Source organism: Ruegeria sp. BHSA191, assembly GCF_059613325.1.
Map to the genome: position 1 here is coordinate 13,480 of NZ_JBXWSH010000003.1, position 21,023 is coordinate 34,502.

Below are 21,023 nucleotides of genomic sequence, written 5' to 3' on the forward strand. Positions count from 1 at the left end.
GGATCAGGCGGATTTCTTTTCCTTCTTCTCGGCCAGTTCCAGCAGCGCGGTTTCCAGGTCCTTCTCCAATTCGCGCGCCTTTTCGATGTATTTCTTGTTCTCGGCCGTCGGCTGGCCGGGAACCCACAACTCGGCCAATTCGCGGATTGCCTGCCGGTCGTGGTGATAGAATGTCTGTTGGGCCTGCGCGGCTTCGTATTCGCTCAGCCCGATATTTTCCAGCACATAGCGGCCCGCCCGAAGCGAACTGTCGAACAGCTCGCGGACGATATCATCGGCGCCGGCCTGGTAGAGTTCGTACACATGGGTGCGGTCATGAGCGCGCGCGACGATGTGCAGATCGGGGCGCTGCCGCCGGGCATAGGCAACCAGCCGGGTCACTTCTTTGGGGTTGTCCATCGCGGCCACCAGGACTGAGGCCTTTTCCAGCCCCGCCGCCCGCAGCAGTTCGGGCCGCGTCGGGTCGCCCAGAAACCCCTTGACGCCAAAGCGCCGCATCAACTGGATGGTCTCGATGTTGTGGTCCAGAACCACCGTCTTGAACCCGCTGGCGCGGACCAGACGATTGACGATCTGGCCGAACCGGCCGATCCCGGCGATGATGACGGGCCCCTGTTCGTCGATGTCCTCGGGTTCGACCTGTGGGGCCCGGTCGCGGATGCGGCGCGACAGGACATCATACAGGATGAACAACAGCGGCGTGATCAGCATCGTCAGCGCGATGATCATCAACAGCTTTTGTCCAAGGGCAGGCGGGATCACGCTCTGCTTGGTCGAAAAAGCCAATAGCACGAAGCCGAATTCGCCCGCCTGTGCCAGGCCCAATGTGAAAAGCCAATGATCGCGCCCACGCAGATTGAAGGCGCGCCCGACGATGTAGAGGATGATGCCCTTGATCAGGATCACCAGCAGCGCCAGCCCGATCAGGTCGAAGGGATCGTTGAAGAAATACCCTACGTCAATGCCAGCCCCGACGGTGATGAAGAACAGACCCAGCAGCAACCCCTTGAACGGCTCCAGATCGCTTTCCATTTCGTGCCGGAACTCGGAACTGGCCAGGACGACGCCCGCCAGAAAGGCCCCCAGCGCCGGCGACAGGCCCACCAGCGTCATCAGGAACGAGATCCCGACCACGATCATCAGGGCCAGCGCCGTATACATCTCGCGCAAGCGGGTCGCGTGGATGAACCGGAACAGGGGGCGGGTCAGGTAGACGCCGACCAGGATCACGACCGCGATCGCGCCCAATGTCACCAGCGTCACCGCCCAGCCGGGCAGGCCGTCGACCAGCGACAGCGCATGGTTCGCGTCGCCGTGCCCGTCGCCACCGCGCGTGATCGAGCCATCATCCTCGATGAAGATGCTGGCCGGCATGGCCAGCAGCGGCAGAAACGCCAGGATCGGGATCACCGCGATGTCCTGCGTCAATAGAACCGAGAACGTCGCCCGGCCACCATTGGTGCGCATCAACCCCTTTTCGGACAAAGTCTGAAGCACAATCGCCGTCGAAGACAGCGACAGGGTCAGCCCAACCGCCAGGGCGACCGTCCACGGTTGCCCGGTATAATAGGTCACGGCCGCGATGGCCGCGGTCGAGATTGAAATCTGCAACCCGCCCAGCCCCAGCAGCTTGTGCCGCATGTCCCACAGCGCGCGCGGTTCCAGTTCAAGCCCGATCAGGAATAGCATCATGACCACGCCGAATTCGGCCACATGCTGCAGGTCTTTGGTTTCCGCCCCCACCAAGCCCAGAATCGGCCCGATGGCAAGGCCGGCGGCGAGGTAGCCCAGAACCGACCCCAGCCCCAACCGCGCCGACAGGGGCACGGCGATCACCGCCGCCGCCAGATAGATCGAGGCCTGGTACAGAAATTCGTTCATCTCGTTCCTTTCGGGGCCGTCAAGTGGGTAGCGGGGCGTCGCGCTTGAGCTGATCCATCACGATTTGGCTTTGCACGCGGGCCACGGCAGGATGCGGCAGGATCACCTCGTGCAGCAAGGCGTTGAGCGCGGAAAGATCCGCACAATAGACGTGCAGCAGGTAATCCGCCTCGCCGGTCATCGTCCAGGCGCTGGTGATCTCGGGGCGGGAATTGACCATGCGGGCAAAGCTGGCCGATTGCTCGGGGCCGTGGGTGCCCAGATGCACCTGGATGAACCCCTGCACGTGCAGACCCAGCTTCAGCGGGTCCAGCTTGGCCGCGTAGCCGGTGATATACCCCTCGGCCTCAAGCCGCTGACGACGGCGGCCCGCCTGGCTGGGCGACAGGTTCAGCAACTCGCCCAACTGATGGGCCGTCAGATGGGCATCCTTTTGCAGGGCCGCCAGCAGGCGTGTGTCGATTGCATCCAGCATGTGCGAGTTTTTTTCAATCTTTATTATTTTCGCGCGAATTTCACGCATCAATTAGAAGTTTACATGAAAAATATGCGCAAAAACAGTGTGAAAAAATGCGTATTCTTGAATCAGCAAAGAAATTCCTTTCGTCGAGGAGACACGCCATGGGTCCTTTCCCCCACAATGCCCCGAAATCCGTCGTCAGCGCAGAAAACCCCGCCGGGACTGACGGATTCGAGTTCGTCGAATTCACCCATCCCGAGCCGCAGGAGTTGCGCGATCTTTTCGCGAAAATGGGTTTTGAAATGGTTGCCCGCCACAAGGATAAGCCTGCAATCGAGCTGTGGCAGCAGGGCGACATCACCTATATCCTGAACGCCGATCCAGACAGTTTTGCCGCGAAATTCGTGGCTGAGCACGGGCCCTGCGCCCCGTCGATGGGGTGGCGCGTAGTCGATGCACAAAAGGCCTATGAACACGCGGTGTCAAAAGGGGCCGAACCCTATGATGGCGCCGACAAGACCATGGACGTGCCCGCGATCAAGGGCATCGGTGGATCGCTGATCTATTTTATCGACCAATATTACGAGACCTCGCCCTACAACGAGGAATTCGAGTGGCTGAAGCAGTCCAAGCCGCGCGGCGTGGGCTTCTATTACCTCGATCACCTGACCCACAATGTCTACAAGGGCAACATGGACAAGTGGTTCAAGTTCTACGGCGACCTGTTCAATTTCCGTGAAATCCGCTTCTTCGACATCCAGGGTAAATACACTGGTCTGTTCAGCCGCGCGCTGACTTCGCCCTGCGGCCGGATCCGCATTCCGATCAACGAGGACCGCGGCGAGACCGGGCAGATCGTGTCCTATCTGAAGAAATACAAAGGCGAAGGCATCCAGCACATCGCCGTCGGCACCGAGAACATCTATGACTCGACCGATGCCATCGCCGAGCGGGGGCTGAAGTTCATGCCCGGCCCCAACGATGCTTACTACCAGATGTCCTTCGACCGCGTGAAGGGCCATGACGAGCCGGTGGACCGGATGAAGAAGCACGGCATCCTGATCGACGGAGAAGGGGTTGTTGATGGTGGCGAGACCAAGATCCTGTTGCAGATCTTCTCGAAAACCGTGATCGGGCCGATCTTCTTCGAGTTCATCCAGCGCAAGGGCGACGATGGCTTCGGCGAGGGCAACTTCAAGGCACTGTTCGAATCGATCGAGCGCGAACAGATCGAGTCCGGTGAAATCGACGCCGCCTGATTTTCGGCGATAGGCCTTTCGGAACCCGCTGAGGGTTCCGGACTTCTCGGTGTCTCATCCCTTGGGCATTGTCAGGGTCAGGTTGCGCCCCTGCTTCTGATAACGAAGCTCGCTGTCACCGATCGCAACGACCTTGCCGCCGTCGATCCGGTCGCCGATCTTCAGCTTCTTGTACCGGCCGCTGGGCAGCCGGACCAGGGCGCGGCGGTTGGCCGGGGTGCCATAGACCCCGATCAGGTTCAGTCGTCTGAGGTTGATCGCGTTGTCCATCGTCGCCTGCCGGGCAACCGATGCGGTGCTGGGGATCTTTGGCGCCACGGATTTTGGCTGGAACGACCCCGCGTCGTCATCCGATTCCTCCACCGCAGCGACCGAGCCCAGCGTGGCGCCGCCGGTCTTTTGCCGTTGGGCGGCCAGTGCGGCAACCGTCGATGGGCGCACCCGTGGGCGCGGGACCCGGACCACCGCCTGTGCGGTGGGGGTTTGATCTGTCTGCGCCCTGTCTTGGACGGACTTGGGGCGGGCTTTCGGGCGTATGCCGGCCAGTTCGGTCAATGACCGCCCCCCAAGCTGTTCACGCTCGAACCTGTCGATCAGATCGGCCGGGCGCGTCTTGGGGCGAAGGCCGGCCAGCCGTTCGTCGACCTGGGTGACCGTCGGGGCGGTTTCGAATCGAACGGGCACCGCCGGCGGCACCCGCGCTGGCCGTCCCAGATACACCATGACGCCGTCCTGGTTCAGCGTCCCCTCAGGGGTCGGCGTCACCAACCCGCGCGCGTCCAGCGCGAACCGCGTGCCCGGCGCCGCGGGAGCGCTGACCTGATCGACCGGTGCGTCGGATGCAAAACTCAGGACATCAGGCAGTGCAATCGCATCTTGTGACAGGTCGGTCGAGTCGATGGATGCAAGATAGAGTTCGTCCGGGTCCTCCAGTGGCGGTGTCGGCGGGGCCTCTGGCGCAACGATGGTCAGGCCGGTGACCTCTTGGAACACCTCCTGGCTTTCGGGGTCGCGCTGGACCTGTTCGACCGGCGATGGCGCGACCGTCAGCGCATCCAGAACGGCGGCGTCGATCGGGTCCGGCCCGGGTGTGGGTGCGTCCGGGGTTTCAACCGGCGCCGAGACCAGATCGGCCAAGGCCTCGGGGTCGGTTTCGGAAGGAACCGGCGGCAATTCAACGGGCGCGCGTTCGGGTCCCGTGGTCGCCGCCTGCTCGAGGGAAGGCGGAGCCGGCTCCTCAGGCGTGGTCACGGGCGTAGCGGTCTGAGGAACCTGATCTTCGGGTTGGTCCAGTACGGGGGCCTCGGCAACCACAGGCGCGGGAGGGGCAGGGCTCTGGGCAGGGGCGTCATCCGAGCGGTTCAGAATGCCAAATGCCACACCGGCCAGTACTGCAACGACGGCCACCGGCACCGCACGGCGCAGGCGGCGGTCGTGCCACAAGGTGCGTGCCGAGGGTCCGTCCAAGGTGTTCTGCGGGCGAAACGTCGCCGCGCCGTGCGGTTCAGCAACGGGGTGGACTGCGACCGAGGGCTCTGCGGCGGTCACTTCGGGCGAGGGTGCCGGTGCCGGCTCGGTCGGTTCAGTGCCCTCTGGGCGCGCGGGCAGGTCGGTTGCAATCGGCGCGGTTGCCGCCGTCGTATTGCCAGGTGCTCCGTCGAAACGAAACTCGAAGGATCCGGGCCAGGACTCACCCTGCGGAGGGGCCGCAAAACACAGGGGCACGAACCCGTATTGAACGGTAAATCTGCGCGCCTCGTCCAGAGTTTCGCGGGCGATTGCGGCCACTTGCAGAACACCGTCCCGACGCTGAGAATCATGGAGCAGCTCGTTCGCCGCATAGGGCGTCGCCGCGGCCAGTTCGGCCTCGATCCGCGCGGTCGGATCGCCCAAACCGGCGTCATCGGCTGGAATCCCAAGATAGCGGACATGCTCGGCCGGGATCACGACGATGCAGCTTAGGTCGTTGGCCAGCGCAAAGGCCTGTTTGCGCAGTTCGGTCAGGTTTTCGGAAAAATCCGGATCGTCCAGCGTAACGGATCCGATCTCGAACCATTCGCCATCGGACTGGTGCAGAAGCGTGATGCCGTTTTCCGAAAGGGACAACGCGAAGGCGGGTATCATGATCCGAAGATGCCGTAATTGCCAGAACCAAAGCAAACGCCCATGCGTTCGCCCAACGAGGTTAAAGCAGGAACCCGCCGAGGGAAAGGCAAAGCCGGATTCTCCCCTTGCTCGGCAAGGGTCTGCCGGCCCATTGTCCGAGACAGGAAACCGGAGGGATCACCTTGAAGACATTTGCTTTTTTGGCGGCAATGCTGGCGGCGACCGCGGCCGGCGCCGCCCATGCGGAAGAACGTCGCATCCGTGTGTCCGCGACCGGAACGGCCGAGGCCGCGCCCGACATGGCCACCATCATGCTGGGGGTCACGAACGAAGACAAGGCGGCCTCGGCCGCAATGCGCGCGACCTCCGCCGCCGTCACGAAGGTTCTGGCCCGGCTGGACGACATGGGCATCGCGCCGCGTGACGTGCAGACGCGCGACCTATCGGTGTCGCCGGTCTGGAGCGGGCGGGGCTATTCGGGCGACGGCACCCCACGGATCACCGGATTCGTGGCCTCGAACCGGGTGGTTGTGCGGGTGCGCGACCTGGGCGCGTTGGGCGCGATTCTGGATGGGGTCATGGAAGATGGTGCAAATGATTTCGGCAGCCTGAGCTTTGGCCTGCAGGAGCCCGAGCCGCTGGAGGCCGAAGCGCGGGCCAAGGCCGTGGCTGACGCCATCGAGAAAGCCCGGCAACTGGCGCAGGCCGGCGGCGTTACCCTGGGGCCGGTTCACTCGATCGACGAGCAGAGCGGCGGCCTGCGGCCGGTGATGCAGATGCGCGAGATGGCCATGGCCGATTCGGGCGGGGTCCCGGTCGCCGGTGGCGAGGTTTCGGTTTCGGTCACCGTGTCGATGGAGTTCGACATTTCCGACTAACGTCATCTTTCGCTGCGGGCCATCAGCGGTTTCCGCTGTTGGCCCGAGGCATCAAAATTCTCGGGTGACAACCAGGTTTCGAACGCCTGCCGGATGCGTGGCCAGTCCGTATCGATGATCGAAAACCACGCCGTGTCGCGGTTGCGCCCCTTGTAATGGGTGGCTTGCCGAAATTCGCCTTCGAAGACAAAACCCAGCCGTTCGGCGGCCCGGCGCGACGGGGCATTCAGCGCATCGCATTTCCATTCGTATCTGCGATAGCCCAGTTCATCGAAGACGCGGCGCATCATCAGGAACATCGTTTCGGTTGCGACCGGCGTGCGCTGCATCAGCGGCGAGAAATGGATGTGCCCCACCTCGATTGCGCCGGCATTGCGGTCGATACGCAGGTAGGATGCCATCCCGACGGGCTGTCCGCCTTGGTCCAGAACCGTGTGGAACAGCGGATCGTCCCCCGTGCAGGTCTGCGCCAGCCAGGCGGCGAACCCCGCTTGCGAGTCGAACGGGCCGTAGGGCAGGTAGGTCCAATTGCGCCCGTCGGTATCGGCGGCAAACGCCCGGAACAGGCCGGGCGCATGCGCATTCACATCCAAGGGCACCACGCAGCAGAACCGCCCCTGCATGGGCGCGCGCGGTGGGGCCGGGCGGGGGAACTCCCCCGCAACCGGCAGGCCCACGGGCTGGCCCAATGCGTTGATCCGGTGCCCCTGCATTTCGGACTAGGCGCAAGCCTTGGATAGCGCCTGATCGAGATCGGCGATCAGGTCATCGGCATCCTCGATCCCGATCGACACCCGCACCACGTTCGGCCCGGCACCGGCGGCCTCTTGCTGTTCGGGGGTCAGCTGCCGGTGCGTGGTCGAGGCCGAATGGATGATCAGCGACCGCGCATCGCCCAAGTTGGCGACGTGGCTGAAGATCTCGAGCGCGTTCACCAGCTTGACGCAGGCGTCATAGCCACCCTTGACCGCAAAGGTGAACAGGGCCCCTGCGCCCTTGGGGTAATATTTCTTGACCCGGTCGTGATAGGGCGACGAGGGCAAGCCCGCATAGGTCACATAGTCCACGCGGTCGTCTTTCTCGAGCCAAGCGGCGATCTTCTCGGCGTTTTCGACATGGCGCTGCATACGCAGGCTCAGCGTCTCGATCCCCATCAGCGTGTAATGCGCAGCCTGCGGGTTCATCGTCATGCCCAGGTCGCGCAGGCCCACGGCGATACCGTGGAAGGTGAAGGCCAGTGGGCCGAAAGTTTCGTGGAATTTGAGGCCGTGATAGGCGGGCTCCGGCGCGCTGAGCGAGGGAAACTTGTCGCTGGCGGACCAGTCGAACTTGCCCGAATCCACGATGCAGCCGCCGGTGACCGTGCCATTGCCGGTCAGGTACTTGGTGGTCGAATGCACGACCAGCGTGGCGCCATGCTCGATCGGGCGGCACAGATAGGGCGTGGCCGAGGTGTTGTCGACGATCAGCGGAATGCCGGCGGCGTCGGCCACGTCGGCCAGCGCGCGGATATCGGTGACATAGCCGCCCGGATTGGCGATGGATTCGCAGAACACCGCGCGGGTGTTGTCATCGATGGCGGCCTTCACAGCATCCAGATCATCGGTATCAACGAACTTGGCCGACCAGCCAAAGCGCTTGATGGTCTGGCTGAACTGCGTGACCGTTCCACCATACAGCCGGGTCGAGGCGACCACGTTGCAACCCGGCCCCATCAGCGGGAACAGCGCCATGATCTGCGCCGCGTGACCCGAAGAACAGCACACTGCGCCAACGCCACCTTCCAGCGTCGCCACCCGCTCTTGCAGAACTGCCACCGTGGGGTTGGTCAGGCGCGAGTAGATATAGCCGACCTCTTGCAGGTTGAACAAAGCGGCCGCGTGATCGGCATCGCGGAACACATAGGCCGTGGTCTGATAGATCGGGGTCTGGCGCGCGCCAGTCGCCGGATCGGGGCGGGCGCCTGCGTGAATTTGCAGCGTATCAAAACCATAGGTGGGGCCGTCGGACATACGTCACTCTCCTGTTGGGTATATGCGTTGCAGAATCTCTAGGCGATTGCCGGGCCCGGCACAATGTCCGCGTCAGCGCAGCCACAGCCCCTTGTTCTTGATGACCTTGCGGATGGCCTGCTCGCGCTGGGGCAGGTTGTCCCGGTCGAACATGGCGCGGATCTTGGCGCCCTTGCCCTGATACACCAGCCGTTTCAGCGGATCGTAGTTCTTGAGCACCTTCTTGACCTTATTGGGCGCGGCAACAGTTTCCAGCACCTCGACCACCCGGTCGCTTTCGCGTGCGTAAAGCAGCGGGAACAGGCGATAGTGGCAGCTGACCGAGCCATCCAGCAGGTCCGCGGGCAGAACATCGCGCCCGCCGCCAAGCGCGTGGATGACCAGCGGCAGAGCCGCCTGGTCCAGCCACGGGTCCAGGTTCTGGCCGGTCAGGGCGGGGATCTCTTCATCCCGGATGGTGCGCGCATAGTCCAGAAACCGCGTGCCGAATTGCCGGGGGCATTTGTAGAAGAAATAGCCCGCATTGAAATACAGATACCGCCGCCAGTATTCCGCCGGTTGGGTAGGGTCGATCGAGCTTTGGAAATCCAGCCCGAACCGGTCATAGAGCGCCCGCCAGATGCCATCGAACCCCGGCCCGTACAGGGTCGGCTTGGGCCAGGTGCCCTCGACCTTCTGCGACGCACCGGGCCGGTCGAAATCGAACGGCACGGCGGCCAGGTCGCCTGTAATCAGCGTGTCGGTGTCGAAGAACACGAACGGCTCACCCTCGGGCAGGGCGGCCAGCGCCTCGATCTTGTTGCCGTAGGGATAGCTTTCGCCGAACACCTCGGACGAAAAGGGCAGGATCTCGGCATCGAGCTGTTTCAGCGCCTTCAGAACATCCTCGTTGCGGATGCTTGGGTCCTGGCTCCAGCGCGGGCCGGGTTGCGGAACGCCTACGAACAGGCGGCCCGAATATCCGGGCGCGGAGTGGCGCAGTGAGGCGGCGAACAGGACGGCTTCGTATTGCAGGCGGTTGTTCTGCCCGATGATCAGGATATTGAATTTTTGCCGGTCTGCCTGCATCTGCGCCTTCCGTTCAGGGCGCTTGCCCGCCCCTTGCCGTTGGTTTCGACCTACAGCATCGCTGAACCTGCGTCAAAACCGTTGACGCCGCGTGTTTGAAATCGGGCCCGGCACGCCCATGTTGATGGAGGAGATCAGACAGGAGCGCGACATGCGGATCAATGCGGATTTCACCCAGCGGGTGGCGGTTCACTTCGACCAGACCGAGTGGGTGGCCTCGCCCGCCGCCGGGGTCGAGCGCAAGATGCTGGACCGGATCGGCGACGAGGTGGCGCGCGCCACCACCATCGTACGCTTTGCGCCCGGCAGCGCTTTTGCCGCCCACACCCATGACGGGGGCGAGGAATACCTGGTTCTGGACGGCGTTTTTCAGGACGAGACCGGAGATTTCCCGGTGGGCAGCTATGTCCGCAACCCGCCGACCTCGTCGCATACGCCATCGGCCAGCCAAGGCGCGACGATCCTGGTCAAACTGCATCAATTCGACCCAAACGACCGCACCACCGTGCGCCGCTCGATCAACGGTGCGGACCAAGTGCCGCTGTTCAAGGACGACCACGAAACGGTTGAAGTGCGCAGTTGGCCGCCCGATCAGGTCGTGCCGATTGACGCGCCCGGCGGGGCTGAGGTCTTCGTGATCGACGGCGGCTTCACCGAACAAGGCGAGGAATTCGCGCGATGGGACTGGCTGCGTCTGCCGCCCGGAACGCGCACTGAATTGCGGGCAGGTCCGGATGGCGCCCGCGTCTGGATGAAGTCAGGGCACCTGTCCGTCATGGTCTGAGGCCGGTTTCGCCTGAAAAACGGGCAAATGCCACCAAAGAACCGGGTCATTCGGCCCGGTTTTCGCTTTTTTGACCATTTGGCAAATTTTACCAATTGATAAAAAATCTGTTTGTGGCAAGCTGGTCTCAATAACAAACATATCTACAGGGAGTAGAGTGATGGCACAGGGCCAGATGGCACCCGGCATCGTCGCCGGGCGGCTTTCCAGCGATGAGCTGACCTCGAATTTCACCGATCTGCATCCGCCTCTGGCGCCGCACGAGGCTGCCGTGGCCGCCGATCGGTGTTATTTCTGCTATGACGCGCCGTGCGTGACGGCTTGTCCAACCGATATCGATATTCCGCTGTTCATTCGGCAGATTCAGGCCGGGCAACCGGAATCAGCGGCAAAGACGATCTTCGATCAGAACATCCTGGGCGGCATGTGCGCCCGTGTGTGCCCGACCGAAACGCTGTGCGAGGAAGCCTGCGTGCGCGAAACGGCCGAGGGCAAGCCGGTCGAGATCGGGCGCTTGCAGCGGTATGCGACCGATACGCTGATGCAGGCCGGTGTGCATCCGTTCACACGTGCGGCCCCCACCGGCAAGACCGTTGCCGTGATCGGGGCAGGGCCGGCGGGGCTGGCCTGTGCGCATCGGCTGGCGATGCTGGGCCACGACGTCGTGATCTTTGAGGCAAAGCCCAAGCCGGGCGGGCTGAACGAATACGGGATCGCCGCCTACAAGGCGACCAATGACTTTGCTCAGGCCGAGGTGGACTGGCTGCTGAAGATCGGCGGCATCAGCATCCGAACCGGCGAGGCGCTGGGCCAGACGGTCACGCTGGACGGCCTGCGCAAAGACTATGACGCGGTGTTCCTGTCGATCGGTCTGGCCGGTGTGAACGCGCTGCGGGCCCAGGGCGAAGACCTGCCGGGCGTGCGCGACGCGGTCGATTTCATCGCCGAGGTCCGCCAGGCCGCTGATTTGGCTCAGGTTCCGGTGGGCCGGAACGTAGTGGTGATCGGCGGCGGGATGACGGCGGTCGATGCCGCGGTCAAGTGCAAACTGCTGGGCGCCGAGAACGTGACCATCGCCTATCGGCGCGGGCGCGCGGCGATGAGCGCCAGTAAATACGAACAGGATCTGGCGGCCTCGAAGGGGGTGCGCATCCTATGCAATGTCCAGCCCGTCGCCATCCATGGCAACGGGGCAGCGGTCGAGATCGAATTGGAGTATACTGCCACCGTGGACGGCAAGCTGACCGGCACGGGCGAGACCATCCGTCTGGCCGCCGATCAGGTGTTGAAGGCCATCGGCCAGACGCTGAACGGCGCGCCCGAGGGGCTGGTGCTCGACGGCAACAAGATCGCTGTCGATGCGGCTGGACGCACCTCGGTTCCGGGGGTCTGGGCCGGCGGAGACTGTGCTGCGGGTGGCGAGGATCTGACCGTGACCGCCGTAGCCGAGGGCCGCGATGCCGCTATGGACATTCACGCCAGCCTGAGCGCCTGAGCGAGGCGTCGGCGCGTGAATTTGTGTGACAAGACGAAGATGCATCTTCGCATCAGGGAGGCCGGATAAATGGCTGATTTGAAAACGAACTTTCTGGGCATCGAAAGCCCCAACCCCTATTGGCTGGCCTCGGCGCCGCCGACCGACAAGGAATACAACGTCCGCCGTGCCTTCGAGGCCGGATGGGGTGGCGTCGTGTGGAAAACGCTGGGCGCGGAAGGCCCGCCGGTGGTCAACGTGAACGGCCCCCGGTACGGGGCGATCTACGGGGCCGACCGGCGTCTGCTGGGCCTCAACAACATCGAACTGATCACCGACCGGCCGCTCGAGGTGAACCTCGAGGAGATGGCCCGCGTCAAGGCGGATTACCCGGATCGCGCACTGATTGCCTCGATCATGGTGCCGTGCGAGGAGGAGGCCTGGAAAGCCATCCTGCCGCGCGTCGCTGAAACCGGCGCCGACGGGATCGAACTGAACTTCGGCTGCCCGCACGGGATGAGCGAGCGCGGTATGGGCTCGGCCGTGGGGCAAGTGCCCGAATACATCGAAATGGTCACCCGCTGGTGCAAGAAATACTATGACCGCCCGGTGATCGTGAAGCTGACGCCCAACATCACCGACATTCGCAAGCCGGCGGCTGCGGCCAAGAATGGCGGGGCCGATGCGGTGTCGCTGATCAACACGATAAACTCGATCACCAGTGTCAATCTGGACACGTTCAGCCCCGAGCCCTCGATCGACGGCAAGGGCAGTCATGGCGGCTATTGCGGCCCTGCGGTCAAGCCCATCGCCCTGTCGATGGTCTCCGAGATCGCCCGCGCCGAGGCGACCCATGGCCTGCCGATCTCGGGCATCGGCGGGGTGACCACATGGCGCGACGCGGCCGAGTTCATGGCGTTGGGCTGCGGCACGGTCCAGGTATGCACGGCGGCGATGACCTATGGGTTCAAGATCATCGATGAACTGACGGCGGGACTGTCACAGTGGATGGACGAGAAGGGATACTCCAACGTATCGGAGATCGTCGGGCGCGCCGTCCCGAATGTGACCGACTGGCAATATCTGAACCTGAACTACGTTGCCAAGGCCAAGATCGATCAGGATCAGTGCATCAAGTGCGGCCGCTGCTACGCGGCCTGCGAGGACACCAGCCATCAGGCTATCTCCATGTCGCCCGACCGAGTGTTCGAGGTGATCGACGAGGAATGCGTGGCCTGCAACCTGTGCGTGGATGTCTGCCCGGTCGAGGGCTGCATCTCGATGGTGCCGATGGCGGCGGGCGAGGTCGATCCGCGCACCGGCAAGGTGGTTCAGCCGGACTATGCCAACTGGACAACCCACCCGAACAACCCGATGGCCAAAGCCGCCGAGTGATCGGCGTCAGATCACCGAAAGGGGCCGCGCTGCGGCCCTTTTTTCATGGGGTCAGCAGTTTTCGGTACAGGGTGTCGATAAAGGGCGCAGCCCCTTCGAACGGGTCTTCGTCGCCCAGGATCGCCCGTACCTGAACATCGAAATCCGCATAATGCTGGGTCAACGCCCAGATCGAAAAGATCAGGTGATGCGGGTGCAGGCGGGCGATTTTGCCCTGGTCCATCCAGTGCGTCAGAACGGCCGCCTTCTGATCGACCAGCGCCTTCAGATCGTTCGACAGGGCGTCATGGATGCGAGGCGCGCCCTGCACCAGCTCGTTCGCAAACAGGCGGCTTTCGCGCGGCAACTCGCGGCTCATCTGCAGCTTGCGCTTGATGTACGAGAGGATCTCCTCCATCGGCTCGCCGTTTTCATCAAGGTCGTGCAGCGGCGCCAGCCAGGTGTCCAGAAGGCCGGACAGAAGCGCGGTGTGGATCGCCTCTTTTGACGGGAAATAATACAAAAGATTTGGCTTGCTCAGCCCGGCCTCGGCCGCGATCTGATCGACGGTCGCCCCGCGAAAGCCATGGGCCGAAAACACGTTCAGCGCGGCCTCGAGAATCGCGGCGCGGTTCTTTTTCTGAATTCGGGTCGGGGCGCGGTCTTTGGGCATGTATTCAGGGCGTCTCTTTTTCGAACAAGCAGGTGTTGAATATGCCGATTTTTGCATCGGCGCGATGCAATTTCTTGACTGATGTTGAACCCGTGATAGCGTGAGTTTGACCAGATGGTCAAATCAAGACACCAAAAGCGAGCTAAATCGCAAGCAACAGGGAAGACGAACATGGCAGCTCCGGCGCAGAATCTCAGGATTAATGGCGACAGGTTGTGGGACAGCCTGATGGAGATGGCCAAGATCGGTCCGGGCGTTGCCGGCGGCAACAACCGCCAGACCCTGACCGACGAAGATGCCGAAGGCCGCGCGCTGTTCCAGAAATGGTGCGAAGAAGCCGGGTGTACCATGGGCCTCGACCAGATGGGCAACATGTTCGCCATGCGCCCCGGCACGGACCCCGATGCGCTGCCGGTCTATGTAGGCTCGCACCTGGATACGCAGCCGACGGGCGGCAAGTATGACGGGGTGCTGGGGGTTCTGGGTGCGCTCGAGATCATCCGAACCCTGAACGATCTGGGCATCAAGACGAAACACCCGATCGTGGCCACCAACTGGACCAACGAAGAGGGCACCCGGTTCGCCCCCGCCATGCTGGCGTCGGGCGTGTTCGCGGGGATGCACACGCAGGATTGGGCCTATGACCGCGAGGATGCCGAAGGCAAGAAGTTCGGCGACGAGTTGCAGCGCATCGGCTGGCGCGGCGACGAAGAGGTCGGGGCCCGTAAGATGCATGCCTTCTTTGAACTGCATATCGAACAGGGCCCGATCCTCGAGGCAGAAGGCAAGGATATCGGCGTCGTCACCCATGGGCAGGGCCTCAGCTGGACCCAGGTGACCGTGACCGGCAAGGACGCGCATACCGGATCAACCCCGATGCCGATGCGCAAGAATGCCGGGCTGGCGATGGCGCGCATTCTCGAAAAGGTGGACGAGATCGCATGGTCGCATGCGCCTCATGCCGTGGGGGCTGCCGGGCATATCGACGTCTATCCGAACTCGCGTAACGTGATCCCGGGCAAGGTGGTGTTCACCGTCGATTTCCGCTCTCACGAGTTGGACGTCATCAAGGATATGGAGAACCGTCTGCGTGTCGCCGCCGAGGACATCGTGGATGAGATGGGCCTGCAGGTCGAGTTCGAGAAGGTCGGCGGGTTTGACCCGGTGAAATTCGACGACACCTGCGTCGCCGCCGTACGCAACGCGGCTGAGCGGCTGGGCTATTCGCACACCAACATCATTTCGGGCGCGGGGCACGATGCCTGCTGGATCAACCGCGTGGCGCCGACCGCGATGGTGATGTGCCCCTGCGTGGATGGCCTAAGCCACAACGAGGCCGAGGAAATCAGCAAGGAATGGGCAACCGCCGGGGCCGACGTCCTTTTCCACGCGGTCGTCGAAACCGCCGAGATCGTGGAGTAGCCGGGGCCGCGCGCCCCCAACCCGCAGGAAAACCAAGAGAGGCGCAGCAGACGCGCTCGCAGGGAGTTGAACATGACCACAGTCATCAAGAACGGAACCGTCGTCACCGCGGATCTGACTTACAAGGCCGACGTCAAGATCGAAGGCGGCGTGATCACCGAGATCGGGCCGGATCTGAAGGGGGACGAGCAACTGGACGCGACCGGCTGTTACGTCATGCCCGGCGGGATTGACCCGCACACGCATCTGGAAATGCCGTTCATGGGGACCTATTCTAGCGATGATTTCGAAAGCGGCACCCGCGCGGCGCTGGCCGGCGGCACGACCATGGTGGTGGATTTCGCACTGCCGAACCCAGGCGAAAGCCTGCTGGATGCGCTCAAACGTTGGGACAACAAATCAACCCGCGCCAATTGCGACTATTCCTTCCACATGGCCGTGACATGGTGGGGCGAGCAGGTGTTCGATGACATGAAGACCGTCATCGAACAGCGCGGCATCAACACGTTCAAGCATTTCATGGCCTACAAAGGCGCCCTGATGGTCAATGACGACGAGCTGTTCGCCTCGTTCAAGCGGCTGGCCGAGCTGGGCGGGATCGCGATGGTCCATGCCGAGAACGGCGACGTGGTGGCCGAGTTGCAGGCCAAGCTGCTGGCCGAAGGCAACACCGGCCCCGAGGCCCATGCCTATTCGCGCCCGCCGCAGGTTGAGGGCGAGGCCACCAACCGCGCCATCATGATCGCCGACATGGCCGGGGTGCCGCTCTATGTGGTGCACACCTCGTGCGAAGAGGCGCATGAGGCCATCCGCCGTGCCCGGATGCAGGGCAAGCGCGTCTGGGGCGAGCCGCTGATCCAGCACCTGACGCTGGACGACAGCGAATATGCGCATCCCGATTGGGACCACGCCGCGCGCCGGGTGATGAGCCCGCCGTTCCGCAACAAACAGCACCAGGACAGCCTGTGGGCGGGGTTGCAGTCGGGCTCGCTGAGCGTGGTTGCCACCGATCACTGCGCCTTCACAACCGAGCAGAAGCGGTTTGGCGTGGGCGATTTCACCAAGATCCCGAACGGAACGGGCGGCCTTGAGGATCGGATGCCGATGCTATGGACCCACGGCGTGGCGACCGGGCGGCTAACGCCGAACGAATTTGTGGCCGTGACTTCAACAAATATCGCCAAAATATTGAATTGCTATCCGAAAAAAGGTGCCGTACTGGTGGGTGCAGATGCCGATCTGGTGGTGTGGGACCCGGACAAGACCAAGACCATCAGCGCGGCGACGCAGCAGTCGGCGATCGACTACAACGTGTTCGAGGGGCACGAGGTCAAGGGCTTGCCGCGCTTTACCCTAACCCGTGGACAGGTGGCGGTGCATGATGGCGAGATCCGAACGCAGGAAGGCCAAGGCAAATTCGTCGCGCGCGAGGCCAACACCACCGTGAACAAAGCGCTGAGCACCTGGAAAGAGCTGACCGCCCCGCGCCCGATAGAGCGGTCGGGCATCCCGGCGACGGGGGTGTGATGCTCGAAGGTTGCCGACCGGGCAAAAAAGCCAAAACTTCAAGGCAGTAGGATGACATCTGAAAGCAATACCCGGCCCGTGATCGAGGCAAAGAACCTCGACCTGACCTTCCAAACCAATGACGGACCCGTGCACGCCCTCAAGGACGTGAACCTGGCCATCGACAAGGGCGAATTCGTCAGTTTCATCGGCCCTTCGGGCTGCGGCAAGACGACCTTTCTGCGCTGTGTCGCTGCACTGGAAACGCCTACGGGCGGCACACTGACCGTCAACGGCATGAGCCCGGACGAGGCCCGCCGGAACCGTGCCTATGGCTATGTGTTCCAGGCGGCGGGCCTGTACCCGTGGCGGACCATTGCCAAGAACATCAAACTGCCGCTCGAGATCATGGGATACTCGGCGCAGGAGCAGGAAGAACGTGTAAAGAGCGTTCTGGAACTTGTTGATCTTGCAGGGTTTGGTGGCAAGTTCCCCTGGCAGCTGTCGGGTGGGATGCAGCAACGGGCCAGCATCGCCCGGGCGCTGGCCTTCGACGCCGATATCCTGTTGATGGACGAGCCTTTCGGCGCGCTGGACGAGATCGTGCGCGATCACCTGAACGAACAGCTTTTGGCGCTGTGGGCGCGCACCGGCAAGACGATCGGCTTCGTCACCCACTCGATCCCCGAGGCGGTGTATCTGAGCACTAAGATCGTGGTCATGAGCCCGCGCCCCGGGCGGATCACCGATGTGATTGACAGCCCTCTGCCCAAGGAGCGGCCGCTGGACATCCGCGACACGCCCGAATTCATCGAGGTCGCGCACCGCGTGCGCGAAGGGCTGCGCGCCGGGCACGGGGACGATGTGTGATGGGCAGGGGTGACATCAGACGCGCGACCGAGGAGGATGTGCCGGCCTGCGCGGCGGTGGTCTCCTCTTGGGCCCGCCAGACCGAGTGGATGACGGATGAACTGCCCCAACCGGAATTGGAGGCGCTGATCGCACAGGCTTTCCCGGACCGTGAGATGTGGGTCGTCGGCGAACCCGTTGATTGCTACATGTCGGTCGATCCTGAGGCGCAGAAGGTTGGGGCGCTGTATTGCCTGCGGACCGGGCAGGGGATCGGCAAGCGCCTGCTGGACCAAGCAAAACAGGGACGCAGCTTTCTGTGGCTGACGGCCCATCAACCGAATGCCGCAGCGCAACGGTTCTATCGCCGCGAGGGTTTTGTCGAGACCGGGACCGAGGCCGCAACGCCGCCCGAGACCGTCCCCGTGGTGCGGATGGAGTGGCACGCATGAAGCAGCTTGTTGCCGTTCTGACCGTTCTGCTGGCCATCGTCGTCATCTGGTACGCGGCTTGCATTCCGATGAACATCAAGGGCGTTCTGACCGAACAGGAACGGGCCGGGGCCGAAGTGGTTCCGCCCTCGGCCAAAGACCGCCGCGACATGGGGGAAATCGGCCTGGCGCTGCGCAACAGCTTTGCCATTCCGGCGACCTGGGCGCAGGATCGGCCGCGTCTGCCCGCGCCGCATCAGGTCGCGATCGAGCTGTGGGAGACCACGGTTCAGAAGAAGATCACCTCAAAACGGTCATTGGTCTATCACGGCTGGGTGACGCTCAGCGCGACGATCTTGGGCTTTGCCATCGGCACGGGGCTGGGCATCCTGCTGGCTGTGGGGATCGTGCACAGCCGGGTGATGGACCTGTCAGTCATGCCCTGGGCCATCGTCAGCCAGACCATCCCCATCATCGCGTTGGCGCCGATGATCATCGTGGTGCTGTATTCGATCGGCATTCAGGGGATCATACCCAAGGCGGTGATCTCGGCCTATCTGAGCTTTTTCCCGGTGGTCGTGGGCATGGTCAAGGGCCTGCGTAGCCCTGACGCGATGCAGTTGGACCTGCTGCGCACCTATAACGCCAGTAAGGGGCAGGTGTTCTGGAAACTGCGCCTGCCGGCCTCGATGCCCTATCTGTTCGCCTCGCTCAAGATCGGGATCGCCGCGTCGCTGGTGGGGGCCATCGTCGGCGAACTGCCGACCGGCGCCGTGGCGGGGCTGGGCGCGCGTCTACTGGCCGGCAGCTATTACGGCCAGATGGTGCAGATCTGGTCGGCGCTGTTTGCCGCAGCCATTCTGGCGGCCTGTCTGGTGGGCCTGTTGGGCCTGATCGAGCGGGCGGTGTTGAAACGCATGGGGATGGCGCAATGATGATGGTCGGTTTTGCAATCCTTTTGTGGCTGGCCGGTTGGTGGCTGAACACCCGCTTGGCCAGCGGACCCTATGCCGACACGCGGGCGGTGCGCATTCTTGCGCCGCTGATCTTCGGCCTGACCGTCATCGGGATGTGGGAATTGCTGGTGCGCGGGCTCGAGGTGCCTCTGGTCATCCTGCCCGCGCCTTCGGTGATCTGGGAGCGGTTCTGGGACAGCCTGCCGATCTTGTGGGCCGATTTCGTGCAGACCATCATCAAGGGCGCGCTCAGCGGCTATGTTATCGGATGCGGCGCCGCCTTCCTGATGGCGATCGCCGTGGACCGGTGGGACTTCCTGCGCCTGGGCTTGCTGCCGGTGGGCAATTTCGTGGCCGCGCTGCCGATCGTGGGCACCGCGCCGATCCTGGTGATGTGGTTCGGGTTCGACTGGCATTCGAAGGCGGCCGTTGTGGTGGTGATGGTCTTTTTCCCGATGCTGGTAAACACGGTCGCCGGCCTGCGCGAGGCCACCGCCATGCAGCGCGACCTGATGGAGACCTATGCCGCAACCTATTGGCAAAGCTTTCTCAAGCTGCGGTTGCCCGCGGCCATGCCGTTCATTTTCAACGGGTTGAAAATTTCCACCACGCTGGCCCTGATCGGCGCTATCGTGGCAGAGTTCTTCGGCTCGCCCACTTTGGGCATGGGGTTCCGGATCTCGACCAGTGTCGGGCAATTGTCGCTGGACATGGTCTGGGCGGAAATCGTGGTCGCGGCGCTGGCCGGGACCGCCTTCTACGGTCTGGTCGCCATGATCGAGAAATTGGTGACCTTCTGGCACCCGTCACAACGCAGTTAAGCGGAACAACAATTCAACAGACCCCGAAAACGGGGCAGCACTAGCAACTAGGAGAAGATGAAGATGAACAAGCTACTGACCGGGGCCATAGCCGCCCTAGGATTCGCCGCAAGTTCGGCCTTTGCCGCAGACGAGGTGACGCTTCAATTGAAATGGGTCACCCAGGCCCAGTTCGCGGGCTACTACGTCGCCAAGGACAAGGGCTTTTACGAAGAAGAGGGGCTGGACGTCACCATCTTGCCCGGCGGCCCCGACATCGCGCCCACGCAGGTGATCGCGGGCGGTGGCGCTGACGTCACCGTGGAATGGATGCCCGCCGCGCTGGCTGCGCGCGAAAAGGGCCTGCCGCTGGTCAACATCGCGCAGCCCTTCAAAAGCTCTGGCATGATGCTGACCTGCTGGAAGGACGCGGGCATTTCCTCGCCCGAGGATCTCAAGAACCGCACGCTGGGCGTCTGGTTTTTCGGCAATGAATTCCCGTTCATGAGCTGGATGAGCCAGCTAGGTATCGACACCAGCGGCAAGAGCGAGAACGGTGTCGAGGTTTTGAAGCAGGGCTTCAACGTCGACCCTCTGCTGCAACGCCAGGCCGATTGCATCAGCACCATGACCTACAATGAATACTGGCAGGTCATCGACGCCGGCGTCAGCCCCGACGAGCTGGTAACTTTCAAGTATGAAGACCAGGGCGTAGCCACGTTGGAAGATGGCTTGTACGTGCTTGAAGACAACCTCAGCGACCCGGCCTTCGTCGACAAGATGGAACGCTTCGTGCGCGCTTCGATGAAAGGCTGGAAATACGCCGAGGAGAACCCAGACGAGGCCGCCGAAATCGTGCTGGAAAACGACGCGACAGGCGCCCAGACCGAAGAGCACCAGAAGCGCATGATGGGGGAGATCGCCAAGCTGACCGCAGGCTCGAACGGTGCGCTGGACCCGGCCGATTTCGAGCGCACGGTGAGCACCTTGCTGGCCGGCGGCTCGGACCCGGTGATCACCAAAAAGCCCGAAGGCGCCTGGACCCACCAGATAACGGATGCGGCTTTGAACTGATCCACCGAATGCTCAG

Annotated in this window: 19 protein-coding genes; 12 read left to right on the top strand and 7 right to left on the bottom strand. The window is 63.0% G+C overall.

Features of this window, described 5'->3' with window-relative positions; all coding sequences use genetic code 11:
* Positions 1-3 precede the first annotated feature (3 nt).
* A complete protein-coding gene (locus tag AC2FNS_RS03795; protein ID WP_496679638.1) occupies positions 4-1,881 on the bottom strand; it encodes a monovalent cation:proton antiporter-2 (CPA2) family protein in 1,878 nt (625 codons plus the stop codon).
* A gap of 19 nt (positions 1,882-1,900) precedes the next feature.
* Positions 1,901-2,356: an Lrp/AsnC family transcriptional regulator gene (locus AC2FNS_RS03800; RefSeq protein ID WP_496679641.1), complete on the bottom strand. Its 456-nt coding sequence runs from the start codon at positions 2,354-2,356 to the stop codon at positions 1,901-1,903.
* A gap of 146 nt (positions 2,357-2,502) precedes the next feature.
* On the opposite strand from AC2FNS_RS03800, the gene hppD reads away from it, so the two are divergent.
* Entirely contained in the window at positions 2,503-3,600 is a 1,098-nt protein-coding gene (hppD, locus tag AC2FNS_RS03805; RefSeq protein WP_496710888.1) for a 4-hydroxyphenylpyruvate dioxygenase, read from the top strand.
* A 54-nt stretch (positions 3,601-3,654) separates the two neighbouring features.
* Here hppD and AC2FNS_RS03810 read toward each other — a convergent pair whose 3' ends face one another.
* Complete coding sequence (locus tag AC2FNS_RS03810; protein WP_496710887.1) at positions 3,655-5,724, bottom strand: hypothetical protein; 2,070 nt, start codon at positions 5,722-5,724, stop codon at positions 3,655-3,657.
* Between the two features lie 164 nt (positions 5,725-5,888).
* On the opposite strand from AC2FNS_RS03810, the gene AC2FNS_RS03815 reads away from it, so the two are divergent.
* Positions 5,889-6,584: an SIMPL domain-containing protein gene (locus AC2FNS_RS03815; protein WP_496710886.1), complete on the top strand. Its 696-nt coding sequence runs from the start codon at positions 5,889-5,891 to the stop codon at positions 6,582-6,584.
* A 2-nt stretch (positions 6,585-6,586) separates the two neighbouring features.
* On the opposite strand, the gene AC2FNS_RS03820 is transcribed toward AC2FNS_RS03815, so the two are convergent.
* From AC2FNS_RS03820 to AC2FNS_RS03830, 3 genes are all read right to left on the bottom strand, one after another.
* Positions 6,587-7,297, bottom strand: a complete 711-nt coding sequence (locus AC2FNS_RS03820; protein WP_496710885.1) for a GNAT family N-acetyltransferase — start codon at positions 7,295-7,297, stop codon at positions 6,587-6,589.
* Positions 7,298-7,303: 6 nt separating this feature from the next.
* The gene (locus AC2FNS_RS03825; protein WP_496679651.1) at positions 7,304-8,596 is read right to left on the bottom strand and encodes an O-acetylhomoserine aminocarboxypropyltransferase/cysteine synthase family protein; all 1,293 of its coding nucleotides are present in this window, start codon (positions 8,594-8,596) and stop codon (positions 7,304-7,306) included.
* A gap of 72 nt (positions 8,597-8,668) precedes the next feature.
* Positions 8,669-9,664: a GT-B fold glycosyltransferase domain-containing protein gene (locus AC2FNS_RS03830; RefSeq protein ID WP_496710884.1), complete on the bottom strand. Its 996-nt coding sequence runs from the start codon at positions 9,662-9,664 to the stop codon at positions 8,669-8,671.
* Positions 9,665-9,815: 151 nt separating this feature from the next.
* Between AC2FNS_RS03830 and AC2FNS_RS03835 the strand changes: the two genes are divergently transcribed.
* From AC2FNS_RS03835 to preA, 3 genes are all read left to right on the top strand, one after another.
* Positions 9,816-10,448, top strand: a complete 633-nt coding sequence (locus AC2FNS_RS03835) for a cupin domain-containing protein (protein ID WP_480634008.1) — start codon at positions 9,816-9,818, stop codon at positions 10,446-10,448.
* A 160-nt stretch (positions 10,449-10,608) separates the two neighbouring features.
* Positions 10,609-11,943, top strand: coding sequence for an NAD(P)-dependent oxidoreductase (locus AC2FNS_RS03840; protein ID WP_496710883.1), 1,335 nt, complete (start codon positions 10,609-10,611; stop codon positions 11,941-11,943).
* Between the two features lie 69 nt (positions 11,944-12,012).
* Entirely contained in the window at positions 12,013-13,317 is a 1,305-nt protein-coding gene (gene preA, locus AC2FNS_RS03845) for an NAD-dependent dihydropyrimidine dehydrogenase subunit PreA (protein WP_496679655.1), read from the top strand.
* Positions 13,318-13,360: 43 nt separating this feature from the next.
* On the opposite strand, the gene AC2FNS_RS03850 is transcribed toward preA, so the two are convergent.
* Positions 13,361-13,969 (bottom strand): TetR family transcriptional regulator C-terminal domain-containing protein, encoded by a 609-nt coding sequence (locus AC2FNS_RS03850; protein ID WP_093961802.1) that lies wholly within the window; start codon positions 13,967-13,969, stop codon positions 13,361-13,363.
* Positions 13,970-14,140: 171 nt separating this feature from the next.
* On the opposite strand from AC2FNS_RS03850, the gene AC2FNS_RS03855 reads away from it, so the two are divergent.
* From AC2FNS_RS03855 to AC2FNS_RS03885, 7 genes are all read left to right on the top strand, one after another.
* Positions 14,141-15,391, top strand: a complete 1,251-nt coding sequence (locus AC2FNS_RS03855; protein WP_496710882.1) for a Zn-dependent hydrolase — start codon at positions 14,141-14,143, stop codon at positions 15,389-15,391.
* Between the two features lie 72 nt (positions 15,392-15,463).
* Positions 15,464-16,918 carry a dihydropyrimidinase gene (gene hydA, locus AC2FNS_RS03860; protein WP_496679661.1) on the top strand — a complete coding sequence of 485 codons (1,455 nt, stop codon included), beginning with the start codon at positions 15,464-15,466 and terminating at the stop codon, positions 16,916-16,918.
* A 51-nt stretch (positions 16,919-16,969) separates the two neighbouring features.
* The gene (locus AC2FNS_RS03865; RefSeq protein WP_496710881.1) at positions 16,970-17,767 is read left to right on the top strand and encodes an ABC transporter ATP-binding protein; all 798 of its coding nucleotides are present in this window, start codon (positions 16,970-16,972) and stop codon (positions 17,765-17,767) included.
* A complete protein-coding gene (locus AC2FNS_RS03870) occupies positions 17,767-18,198 on the top strand; it encodes a GNAT family N-acetyltransferase (protein WP_496797575.1) in 432 nt (143 codons plus the stop codon). The genes AC2FNS_RS03865 and AC2FNS_RS03870 overlap by 1 nt, the downstream gene beginning before the upstream one ends.
* Positions 18,195-19,112 (top strand): ABC transporter permease, encoded by a 918-nt coding sequence (locus AC2FNS_RS03875; RefSeq protein ID WP_496710880.1) that lies wholly within the window; start codon positions 18,195-18,197, stop codon positions 19,110-19,112. The genes AC2FNS_RS03870 and AC2FNS_RS03875 overlap by 4 nt, the downstream gene beginning before the upstream one ends.
* Complete coding sequence (locus tag AC2FNS_RS03880; RefSeq protein WP_496679668.1) at positions 19,109-19,954, top strand: ABC transporter permease; 846 nt, start codon at positions 19,109-19,111, stop codon at positions 19,952-19,954. Before AC2FNS_RS03875 ends, AC2FNS_RS03880 begins: the two co-directional genes overlap by 4 nt.
* 63 nt (positions 19,955-20,017) lie before the next feature.
* Positions 20,018-21,007 carry an ABC transporter substrate-binding protein gene (locus tag AC2FNS_RS03885; RefSeq protein ID WP_496679669.1) on the top strand — a complete coding sequence of 330 codons (990 nt, stop codon included), beginning with the start codon at positions 20,018-20,020 and terminating at the stop codon, positions 21,005-21,007.
* Positions 21,008-21,023: the final 16 nt, after the last annotated feature.

What these genes read in the sequence shown, in the direction of transcription:
- AC2FNS_RS03795 (WP_496679638.1), bottom strand. Translation starts at nt 1,881, where the DNA reads ATGAACGAATTTCTGTACCAGGCCTCGATCTATCTGGCGGCGGCGGTG.
- AC2FNS_RS03800 (WP_496679641.1), bottom strand. Translation starts at nt 2,356, where the DNA reads ATGCTGGATGCAATCGACACACGCCTGCTGGCGGCCCTGCAAAAGGAT.
- hppD (WP_496710888.1), top strand. Translation starts at nt 2,503, where the DNA reads ATGGGTCCTTTCCCCCACAATGCCCCGAAATCCGTCGTCAGCGCAGAA.
- AC2FNS_RS03810 (WP_496710887.1), bottom strand. Translation starts at nt 5,724, where the DNA reads ATGATACCCGCCTTCGCGTTGTCCCTTTCGGAAAACGGCATCACGCTT.
- AC2FNS_RS03820 (WP_496710885.1), bottom strand. Translation starts at nt 7,297, where the DNA reads ATGCAGGGGCACCGGATCAACGCATTGGGCCAGCCCGTGGGCCTGCCG.
- AC2FNS_RS03825 (WP_496679651.1), bottom strand. Translation starts at nt 8,596, where the DNA reads ATGTCCGACGGCCCCACCTATGGTTTTGATACGCTGCAAATTCACGCA.
- AC2FNS_RS03830 (WP_496710884.1), bottom strand. Translation starts at nt 9,664, where the DNA reads ATGCAGGCAGACCGGCAAAAATTCAATATCCTGATCATCGGGCAGAAC.
- AC2FNS_RS03835 (WP_480634008.1), top strand. Translation starts at nt 9,816, where the DNA reads ATGCGGATCAATGCGGATTTCACCCAGCGGGTGGCGGTTCACTTCGAC.
- AC2FNS_RS03840 (WP_496710883.1), top strand. Translation starts at nt 10,609, where the DNA reads ATGGCACAGGGCCAGATGGCACCCGGCATCGTCGCCGGGCGGCTTTCC.
- preA (WP_496679655.1), top strand. Translation starts at nt 12,013, where the DNA reads ATGGCTGATTTGAAAACGAACTTTCTGGGCATCGAAAGCCCCAACCCC.
- AC2FNS_RS03850 (WP_093961802.1), bottom strand. Translation starts at nt 13,969, where the DNA reads ATGCCCAAAGACCGCGCCCCGACCCGAATTCAGAAAAAGAACCGCGCC.
- AC2FNS_RS03855 (WP_496710882.1), top strand. Translation starts at nt 14,141, where the DNA reads ATGGCAGCTCCGGCGCAGAATCTCAGGATTAATGGCGACAGGTTGTGG.
- hydA (WP_496679661.1), top strand. Translation starts at nt 15,464, where the DNA reads ATGACCACAGTCATCAAGAACGGAACCGTCGTCACCGCGGATCTGACT.
- AC2FNS_RS03865 (WP_496710881.1), top strand. Translation starts at nt 16,970, where the DNA reads ATGACATCTGAAAGCAATACCCGGCCCGTGATCGAGGCAAAGAACCTC.
- AC2FNS_RS03870 (WP_496797575.1), top strand. Translation starts at nt 17,767, where the DNA reads ATGGGCAGGGGTGACATCAGACGCGCGACCGAGGAGGATGTGCCGGCC.
- AC2FNS_RS03875 (WP_496710880.1), top strand. Translation starts at nt 18,195, where the DNA reads ATGAAGCAGCTTGTTGCCGTTCTGACCGTTCTGCTGGCCATCGTCGTC.
- AC2FNS_RS03880 (WP_496679668.1), top strand. Translation starts at nt 19,109, where the DNA reads ATGATGATGGTCGGTTTTGCAATCCTTTTGTGGCTGGCCGGTTGGTGG.
- AC2FNS_RS03885 (WP_496679669.1), top strand. Translation starts at nt 20,018, where the DNA reads ATGAACAAGCTACTGACCGGGGCCATAGCCGCCCTAGGATTCGCCGCA.